We start from the raw sequence: 3,126 nt of genomic DNA, 5'->3' as shown, positions 1-3,126 counted from the left end.
CGGGTATCCGGAATATCTGGTTGATCTCTGGGTATCATGGGGAGGTAACAACTCCCCACTTCATCGGATTCCTTGGTTGATATGTCACTCAGGCCATTAAGGTACCTACAAAGCCTGGAACGTGTATGGACAATGACACTTACATGGCTTGGAGAGAGGGCGAGGCCAAGCTGAATGCAGAGCAACTCCCTCGCCCGTACCAAAACCGACTATTTCGGCCCAGCCCGCTCAATCAGCTCATCGTATCCTGGAGCCGGTATTCTCCGGACCAGTGAGACAGCGCTGTGGCTCGACTGTAATGTGTACTAATGACGGGCACTGAGCCTGGATACGCTGCTTGTAGACGGCAGGCGCCTCCGGGTCATGCGACACGACCGAGACGATGGCGGCGTGAATATTCGGACCAATGGCCCAGAGGTGCAGATCGCTGATTCGTGCATCGTCACTCTCAATGGCATGTCTGACGTCGTGCTCCAAGTCACTGCGCTGTTGATCAAGCAGCACGCGGGAGGTGTCTTTCAACAGATGCCATGACCAGCGAGTGATAAGTAACGCGCCGACGATACCCATGATCGGGTCCATCCAGTCCCAGCCCGCATACTTTCCGGCCAGCAAGGCAGCAATCGCCAATACAGAAGTTAAGGCATCGGCGAGTACGTGGAAGTAGGCAGCTCGACGGTTATGATCATGATGCCCATGCCCATGCCCATGCCCATGCCCATGCCCGTGGTCGTGGTCTTCCCCGCCCAGTATCCAGGCCGATACTCCATTGACGATCAAGCCGATGACGGCGACGAAAATAGCTCCATTGAACGAAATTTCTACCGGGTGGATGAAGCGGTCGATGCTTTCGATCACCATATACAGGGCGAAGCCTGCCAGCAGGACCGCGCCGGTGAACCCGCCTAGCGCATTGACCTTCCCGGTGCCAAATGAGAACTGTGTATTGCCTGCGTTGCGGCGAGCGTATGCATAGGCGAAGGCTGCAATACCCAGAGCGACAGCATGAGAGCCCATATGAAGGCCATCGGCCAGGAGGGCCATCGAACCGTATAAGACACCGGCCAGAATTTCCCAAACCATCATGACGACAGTTAGAGCGACGACGATCAGTGAGCGTATTTCACCGGATTTTTTACGATCTTGACCAAAAACATGATTGTGTTGCCATTCTTCGAGCCTGTGACCATGCATACTGTAATACTCCGAGTTGATAAAAATTATGGTCAGCAAGACCAATGAAAGTGGTGGCGATTGATGGCGAAGCCCTGCTAACAGCTCCGGTTCCGCAAGAACTTCAGGGGCGCGGATATTAAATCACTGCCAAAGTTCGCCTCTTACAGCTAGGGTACCCACGCTGTAGCTCGTGATGTTCTACTTGAGGTAGGACTTGATGACCTGCAGCACCGCTTCCAAGTCTTGTTGCCGCTGCTCCAACTCGGGTTCCCTGACGACGTGATCAGTCAAGTGCCCCTCAATGATGGCTGCCATCAGTCCATTCACCGCCCCACGAATCGCGGCGATCTGTTGCAGCACGGCCGTGCAGTCGCCCTCCTCGTCAAGCTGCCTTTCCAGTGCGGCCGTCTGCCCCTGAATGCGCCGAACGCGGGTTAATAGCTTCGCTTTGTCTTTGATCGTGTGCATGCAGTCGTCTCTTTAGTGGCCCAAAAACTATACTGGAGGGTAGTATATAAATACTAGGGGGTAGTATGCTTGTTTGCAAGAGAGGAGAGGTAGGTGAAGCTCACCAACGTGACACTCGCCAGCCGTAAGGAGCACGCCGCATGACCGAAATGCCCGACAACATCCTGCACCTGCCTGAGTACCAGGTGCTGGGCTGCAAATCCACCGACGACGAAATGCACTTCCAGGTGGACGCGCCCGATCCCATCGCCTGCGAGGAATGCGGCGTGCAGGGTGAGTTCGTGCGGTTCGGCAAGCGTGATGTTCCCTATCGTGATCTGCCCATCCACGGCAAGCGGGTCACCCTCTGGGTGGTCCGCCGCCGGTACACCTGCCGGGCCTGCAAGACCACCTTCAGGCCCCAGCTACCGGAGATGGTGGACGGCTTCCGCATGACGCTGCGGCTGCATGAATACGTGGAGAAGGAATCCTTCAACCACCCCTACACCTTTGTGGCGGCACAGACCGGCTTGGACGAGAAGACGGTACGTGACATCTTCAACGCCCGCGCCGAGTTTCTGGGGCGCTGGCACCGCTTCGAGACGCCCCGCATTCTGGGCATCGACGAGCTGTACCTGAACAAGCGCTACCGCTGCATCCTGACCAACATCGAGGAGCGAACCCTGCTCGACCTGCTGGCCACCCGCCGTCAGGACGTGGTGACCAACTACCTGATGAAGCTGAAAGACCGGCAGAAGGTCGAGATCGTCAGCATGGACATGTGGAACCCCTACCGGGCAGCGGTCAAGGCGGTGCTGCCACAGGCCCGTATCGTGGTCGATAAGTTCCATGTGGTGCGCATGGCCAACGATGCCTTGGAGAAGGTGCGCAAGGGCCTCAGAAAGGAGCTGAAACCCTCCCAGAGCCGAACCCTCAAAGGAGACCGGAAAATCCTGCTGAAACGCGCTCACGAAGTCTCAGACCGGGAGCGACTCATCATGGAGACCTGGACAGGCGCATTCCCGCAACTGCTGGCCGCCTACGAGCACAAGGAACGCTTCTACGGCATCTGGAACGCCACCACCCGGCCACAGGCAGAAGCCGCCCTGGATGACTGGATAGCCACCATTCCAAAGGGCCAGAAGGAAGTCTGGAGCGATCTGGTCAGGGCAGTGGGCAACTGGCGCGAAGAGATCATGACCTACTTCGAGACGGACATGCCCGTCACCAACGCTTACACGGAGTCCATCAACCGACTGGCCAAGGACAAGAACCGTGAAGGGCGTGGTTACTCGTTCGAGGTGATGCGGGCACGAATGCTCTACACCACGAAGCACAAGAAGAAGGCCCCGACTGCGAAGGTCTCTCCGTTCTACACCATCGGTTACGGACTGCCGGACTTCGCAGAGGAACTCAACTACGGGGTCAATCTATCAACCATCTGAGGGTGGTATCAGGTTGGTGGGGTGAAGGTGCCCCATCAACCATTAAATCCGTATACCC

At 56.9% G+C, this 3,126-nt stretch carries 3 protein-coding genes; 1 reads left to right on the top strand and 2 read right to left on the bottom strand.

Going from position 1 to position 3,126, the window contains the following annotated elements; all coding sequences use genetic code 11:
* Positions 1-237: 237 nt before the first annotated feature.
* Complete coding sequence (gene dmeF / locus EDB94_RS01775; RefSeq protein WP_011589743.1) at positions 238-1,194, bottom strand: CDF family Co(II)/Ni(II) efflux transporter DmeF; 957 nt, start codon at positions 1,192-1,194, stop codon at positions 238-240.
* A gap of 180 nt (positions 1,195-1,374) precedes the next feature.
* Positions 1,375-1,644 (bottom strand): metal/formaldehyde-sensitive transcriptional repressor, encoded by a 270-nt coding sequence (locus EDB94_RS01770; protein ID WP_011589742.1) that lies wholly within the window; start codon positions 1,642-1,644, stop codon positions 1,375-1,377.
* A 140-nt stretch (positions 1,645-1,784) separates the two neighbouring features.
* Between EDB94_RS01770 and EDB94_RS01765 the strand changes: the two genes are divergently transcribed.
* Positions 1,785-3,068, top strand: coding sequence for an ISL3 family transposase (locus EDB94_RS01765; RefSeq protein WP_045995197.1), 1,284 nt, complete (start codon positions 1,785-1,787; stop codon positions 3,066-3,068).
* Positions 3,069-3,126: the final 58 nt, after the last annotated feature.

The sequence above is a fragment of the Marinobacter sp. 3-2 genome (genome assembly GCF_003751355.1).
Classification (GTDB): Bacteria; Pseudomonadota; Gammaproteobacteria; order Pseudomonadales; family Oleiphilaceae; genus Marinobacter; species Marinobacter adhaerens.
Note: the sequence above shows the minus strand (reverse complement) of the source record. Positions and strands in the feature narration are given on the sequence as shown.

What these genes read in the sequence shown, in the direction of transcription:
- dmeF (WP_011589743.1), bottom strand. Translation starts at nt 1,194, where the DNA reads ATGCATGGTCACAGGCTCGAAGAATGGCAACACAATCATGTTTTTGGT.
- EDB94_RS01770 (WP_011589742.1), bottom strand. Translation starts at nt 1,644, where the DNA reads ATGCACACGATCAAAGACAAAGCGAAGCTATTAACCCGCGTTCGGCGC.
- EDB94_RS01765 (WP_045995197.1), top strand. Translation starts at nt 1,785, where the DNA reads ATGACCGAAATGCCCGACAACATCCTGCACCTGCCTGAGTACCAGGTG.